The sequence below is a fragment of the Synechococcus sp. R55.3 genome, from assembly GCF_047461975.1.
GTDB lineage: Bacteria > Cyanobacteriota > Cyanobacteriia > Thermostichales > Thermostichaceae > Thermostichus.
This window is the reverse complement of record NZ_JANSIG010000123.1, coordinates 1-5,668: the sequence shown is the minus strand read 5'-3', so window position 1 is coordinate 5,668 and position 5,668 is coordinate 1. Positions and strand designations below refer to the sequence as shown.

The following is a 5,668-nucleotide window of genomic DNA, read 5'->3' as shown; positions in this document are numbered from 1 at the left end:
GGGATCCCAGCCGTACCCCTTGCCCACTCCACGACAAAGCTTTTCCTCTTCCTCTCGACGTCCGCTGGCCAAGTCTCGACCGAGGTTACTCCCCTTCTTAAGCTTGCTGGTGATCCTGCTGGGATTTGGGGCTGGGGCCCTGGTGGCCTGGGCAACTGCTCATCCCGACTGGGTCAGCCGCCTGCCGGGGCTCTCGCCACCTCTAGCGGAGATCCCTGCCCCCCGCGCCCACGCTAAAGCGGCTCAACAGCGCTTGCCCATCTCCTTAGAGACCCAACTGGAGCGGGATCCCTTTGCTTTGGATCCCTTGGCCAGCCTTTCTTATGTGCCCGCCATCATGTATCACGATGTGGTGGCTGGCCGCAAGCAGGTCTGGTTCGACACTACGGCGGCGGAGCTGCGGCAACACTTTGAGGCCATTAAACAAGCAGGACTTACCCCCATCCACATCGACCAACTGTACAAACACCTGCGGGACGGGGATCCCTTGCCGGAGAAAGCCATTTTGCTCACTTTTGACGACGCTTACCTGGGCCTGTACGAAAACGCCTACCCCCTTCTCAAGGAGTACAACTACCCCGCCGCCTATTTTGTGCAAACCGGGTTTGTCGGCGTGCCCACCAGCAAGGATCACTTCACCTGGGATCAAATGCGGGAGATGGATGCCAGCGGGCTGATCGACTTTGCCGCCCACACCGTCACCCATCCCCCTGACCTGCGGGTGCTAGACGATGCCCGTCTGCGGCGGGAAGTGTTCGACTGCAAGACCAAGCTGGAGCAGGAGCTGGGCCACCCCATCCACTACTTTGCCTATCCCGAAGGCAACCGGGACGAGCGGGTGAAGCAATACCTGGCCGATGCCGGTTACCGGATGTCTTTTACGATGGATCCCGGTTTTACAGGACAATCGCCCAACTTGCTGGAGGTGCGACGCTTTAACCAGTTTCGCATCACCGAGGCCATCATTGGCGCCCGCACCTTCACCCTCAACCGCAGCCCCGACTACCGGCTGGATGTGACCCAACCGTTGGCCTTGACCGACGAAGTGATCGACCAGGTGCGTGTTCTCACCCTTCGCGGCGGGCGGGCGGCTACGGTGCATGCGGAGCGGCGCTACGAGGTCAGCACCCTGGCCCAGCGCTACCAGGCCGATGCCGGCATCAATGGCAGCTTTTTCTCCATCCCTTGGATCAACTCTGCCAGCAATGTCATGGTGGGGCCGGTGATGGCTGCCAACCACAAGACCTTCATCCCCGGTCGCCCCGAAGACGACAAGGTGGTGCGCGGTCGCCCCTTGGTGCTGCTGGGCAGGGATCGCATCCGCTTTGTGCCCTTCGACCCCGATACGATGACCCGCTTGGAGAACATTCGCCAGTTGATGCCGGATGTCACAGATCTGTTTGTGGCCGGTCTGTGGCTGGTCAAGGATGGTCATGCCCTCTCTCAGACGGAGATCGATTCTTTCCGTCTTTCCAGCGCCGCCGAGTTCCGCCCCAGGGCTTTCTTTGGTGTGGATGACCAAGATCAGGTGGTGATCGGAGTTACCAAAACCCATGTCAACGCCGCCACCCTGGCCCGTATTTTGCCCAAAACCGGGATCCGGGAAGCCGTGCTGCTGGATTCTGGCTTTAGCACGTCGCTGGTCTACCAGGGGCAGATCTTGGGCACGGGCCATGCTGCTCCCCATCAGCCTAGCCGTCCTGTGCCCCATGCCATTTTGCTCTACGACATGAACCGCCTCTGGGCCAGGGATCCCCTTCCCGAGGCCAAGGCTGGCTCTGAGGGAGATCGGCTGGAGGGGCTGGTGCAACTTTTGCCCGGCAGCGAGCAAGAGGCGGCCAAAGCCCAACTCAAGAGCATTCTGGCCGGCCAACGCACGTTGAGGCGGGGGGATCGGGGGGCAGCGGTGGTAGCTGTGCAACTGGGGTTGAGCCGTTTGGCCGCTCAGCAGGGACGGCTGGATCTGCTCCCCTCTGGCCCCGATGGGGTGTATGGTCAAGAGGTGGCCCAGGCAATGGCGGAATTGGTGCTAAAAGAGCCCAGCGATGGGTCAGAACCTGTTGCTGAGGGATCCCTTCCTCAAGCCACCCCCACCCCCCTGGTGGCCGGAACGGCGACATCCCCCCACAGCGTGGACATCCTCGATGCTCAACTGCTGCAGCGCCTGCTGGAGCGTGTCCACTGGACTCCTCCCTCGGTACTGGTGGATACGCGCTTGGAACGGTCAGCCTTGCTCCTAGAGCGCAAGCCGGAGCGTAAGCTGCTGCCCAGCGCTTCTGTCCAACCCCACACCGGTGCTCCCAGCCCGACCTCCGGGTTAAGTCGGTAATCTGCGATACAGCCATTCCGCAACAGAGGGTCTATCCTGGCCGAAGAAGTCCGGCTTGCCTCTAGCCCTGGGGGCTAAGTTTGCTGTTTACCCTGCCGGTGGTGCTTAGGAGAGGTGTGCTGAGGGAGGTCATGACATCTGCTGCTGAAGGGGGGGCCGAGAACCCTGGGGCGACCTGGGTAATGGAGAAGCGGTCTCGGCAACCCGGCTGATCCCCTGCGGTCGGCTGCCCAGCTCGAGCCGGGCATGTGGGTACGGCTGTTGTATCCTCCTTCTGTTAAGGGGAGGCTGGGGATCGTCCTCACCCGTGAAAACCGCGACCGCTGGCTGGTGACTCTGGCCGGTGAGGGAGAAGAGGTGGTCCTGTCCCTGGCGGCACGGGAACTGGTACCCCTTGGCTGAGGTTGTCAAGGATATCTTGGCGAGGGCTGGTTCTGTTATCCTGCTCTCAATGCGGTTTTTCAGGTCGCTGCTCTATGGTTGCTGCTCTGGCCTTCAACCCTTCCTCGGATCCCCCTCGATCGCTTCTGCCCGAGGAGATCACCTGGCTGGGCAGCCTCAGCTACAACGAACAGGGCCTGATCCCGGCCATTGTGCAGGACTACCTGGATGGGACGGTGCTGATGGTGGCCTGGATGAACCGGGAGTCGCTGCAGAAAACTTTGGAAACGGGCCGCACCTGGTTCTGGAGCCGGTCTCGCCAGGCCCTGTGGCCTAAGGGGGAAACTTCCGGTCATGTGCAGTGGGTCAAGCAAATCCGCTACGACTGCGACGGCGACGCGCTGGTGATCTTGGTGGAGCAGGTGGGAGATGCGGCTTGCCACACGGGGGCGCGCAGTTGCTTCTTCCGCCCACTGCCAGGGGATCAAAGGGATCCCATCCCGGCAGCAGATACTCTGTCTCAGGTGTTTGCTGTGGTGAAGGCCCGCCAGGCAGATCCCCGTCCCGACTCCTACACCAGCAGCTTGCTGGCCAAGGGAGAGAACGCCATTCTCAAGAAACTCGGCGAGGAAACGGCTGAGGTGGTGATGGCGGCCAAGGATCAAGACCGCGCTGCCCTGGCCCGCGAGGTGGCCGATCTCTGGTACCACTGCCTCGTGGCTCTTGCTCATTATCAGGTGGATATTAAGGATGTCTATCGCCAGCTCCAAGCCCGCCGTTCCGCCAAGTGAAAGGGCCGTGTCCTCCGAAGGCGGCGCCCCTGATCTTCTGGATCCCTCTCTGGACAAAGCCCACCTGGATTTGCGAGCCACGCGGTGTGGACAAGTGGATCTGGAGACGGATCGGGAGACCTTGGCCCGTTACCTAAGAGGCCACGCCCAGTGGATCCAGCGGTGCTTTAGGCCGTTGCAGGTGGAAGCTTTGTCCGCCGAGACCTACCGGCTGCAGTTTTTTCGCATGGGCGGCCTTGGGTTTGAGCTGGAGCCCAGTTTTGGGGTGAGGATCTGGCCGGATGAAGATTACCGGTTTCGCCTGACCTCGATTGAGTTGCCCGGCGATGAGGGAATGCCTTACCGGGTTAACTGCCAAGCCGATTTCCGGCTGGAGGAGCTACAGGGATCCCTGAAAGACCTGCCCACCACCCGTGTTCACTGGGCTCTTCATCTGGAGATCTGGCTGGCTTTGCCCAGGTTTTTGCAGGTTCTGCCCCGCAAGTTGGTTTATCGGGTGGCCCATCAAGTGGTGCAGCAGGTAACCCGGGGTATGAGTGACCGCCTCACCCACAATGTGTGCAGCGATTTCTATCGCTCTATTGGGTGTCCCGATCACCCCTATCGCTTAATTGCAGTGGAAGACAAAGCGTGATATCTTAGGTGCCAAGTAAGTTGCCGGTCAGCTTTCGAGTAGTGCTCCGGCAACCGGCGATGGAGTTCGCCGCAACCGCCTCACTTGGAATTTTTCTATATTGGAATTTTTCTATAGAGGAAGAGGGTTCTAACCTCAAAAGCTGAGGCTGATGACTCCTACACTTCTGGGCAAGTCCAGGGGGTAGGGGTCTTTGGCTTTGTTTGAGGCCCCACCCTGCGGACGCGATGGTGCTCCCACTCCTGACGCGGATGGCTTTTTCTCCCTGGGCTGCCCTTCAACACCCTGACGACAAGGAGATGAGGATCTGGTGATGCTGGGCAGTTGGCTGTGGATCTTGGTGATGGGCTTTTTTGTCGGCCAAATCGTGGGTCGGCTGGGGATGCCCCCCCTGCTGGGGATGATCCTCGTGGGGATCTTGCTGGGAGATGTCCTATCCCCGGAGGTGCTGGCAGCGGCGGGGGATCTGCGGGTGGTGGCGGTGATGATCATTTTGATGAAGGCGGGCCTGGGGCTGGATCGGGAGAAGCTGGCCCAGCAGGGATCCGTGGCGTTGCGGCTGGGGTTTTTGCCGGCAGCCTGCGAGGCGGTGGCGGTGGCCCTGTTGAGCACCTGGATCCTGGGGTTGGACTGGCCTACCGGTTTGCTGCTGGGCTGTGTGATCGGGGCAGAGTCGCCGGCTGTGATCGTGCCGGGGATGTTGCGCCTCAAGAGTTTGGGCTGGGGAGTAACCAAAGGGATCCCGGATGCCATTTTGACCGGCAGCGCCCTTTCCGACGTACTGCTGTTGTTGGGGTTTAGCCTGCTGCTCAGCTTTTTGGGCCAAGGATCCGCCGCGAGCGTTCGCTTGGGAAGCCTGGAGCTGTCGCCGCTGCAGTGGCTGCCGTTCCAGGTGGTGATGGAGATCCTGCTGGGCGTGGCTGTAGGCTACCTGGGGGCGCGGGTTCTGGTGTCGCTGCTAACCCAACAAAACTGGACCCGCAACAGCGTCCAGGAAGCGCTGCTGGCTGCCTGCATGGCCTTGGGCTTGGTGCTGGCACCGCAGGTGTGGCCCTATTTTTCCGGCTATTTGGCGGTGATGGCCCTGGGGTTCTTTCTAATTGAGCTGGATGCCCCCTTGGCGCGGCGGCTGCGAGGTGGGTTCGATGCCCTCTGGACGGTGGCGGAGATCGTGTTGTTTGTGCTACTGGGAGCGTCGCTGGATCTGGGGGTGCTGGGATCCGTGTTCTGGCCGGGCTTGCTGCTCTTAACCCTGAGCCTGCTGCTGGGGCGGGGCTTAGGTTGGTGGCTTTCCACCCTGGGGAGCAACTGGACCTGGCGGGAGCGGCTGTTTTTGCTGCCGGGCAACATGGCTAAGGCGACGGTACAGGCGGCCATTGGTGGGATCCCCTTGGCCCAAGGGATCCCCGGTGGGGAGATCATTTTGGCTTTGGCGGCTTTGTCAATTCTGGTTACCGCTCCCCTGGGCGCTTGGCTGACCCAGGTTTGCGCCCCCCGGCTTTTGGAAAAAGGAGAGGTGGATCCCACCAAGGT

General features: G+C 61.2%; 5 protein-coding genes and 1 riboswitch. All 5 genes read left to right on the top strand.

Annotation, left to right across the window (positions count from 1 at the left end; translation table 11 throughout):
* On the top strand, nt 1-2,329 hold a 2,329-nt coding region (locus NW849_RS13680), incomplete at its 5' end, for a polysaccharide deacetylase family protein (RefSeq protein WP_414358326.1).
* A 261-nt stretch (nt 2,330-2,590) separates the two neighbouring features.
* A complete protein-coding gene (locus NW849_RS13675) occupies nt 2,591-2,731 on the top strand; it encodes a hypothetical protein (RefSeq protein WP_414358323.1) in 141 nt (46 codons plus the stop codon).
* Nucleotides 2,732-2,805: 74 nt separating this feature from the next.
* Nucleotides 2,806-3,501, top strand: coding sequence for a bifunctional phosphoribosyl-AMP cyclohydrolase/phosphoribosyl-ATP diphosphatase HisIE (gene hisIE, locus NW849_RS13670; protein WP_414358320.1), 696 nt, complete (start codon nt 2,806-2,808; stop codon nt 3,499-3,501).
* Between the two features lie 7 nt (nt 3,502-3,508).
* The gene (locus NW849_RS13665) at nt 3,509-4,135 is read left to right on the top strand and encodes a DUF1997 domain-containing protein (protein ID WP_414358319.1); all 627 of its coding nucleotides are present in this window, start codon (nt 3,509-3,511) and stop codon (nt 4,133-4,135) included.
* A gap of 46 nt (nt 4,136-4,181) precedes the next feature.
* Nucleotides 4,182-4,303: riboswitch (Fluoride riboswitch) on the top strand.
* A 145-nt stretch (nt 4,304-4,448) separates the two neighbouring features.
* On the top strand, nt 4,449-5,668 hold a 1,220-nt coding region (locus NW849_RS13660), incomplete at its 3' end, for a cation:proton antiporter (protein ID WP_414358317.1).

Excerpts from the sequence above, each read along its gene's own strand:
- hisIE (WP_414358320.1), top strand. The coding sequence starts at position 2,806 with ATGGTTGCTGCTCTGGCCTTCAACCCTTCCTCGGATCCCCCTCGATCG.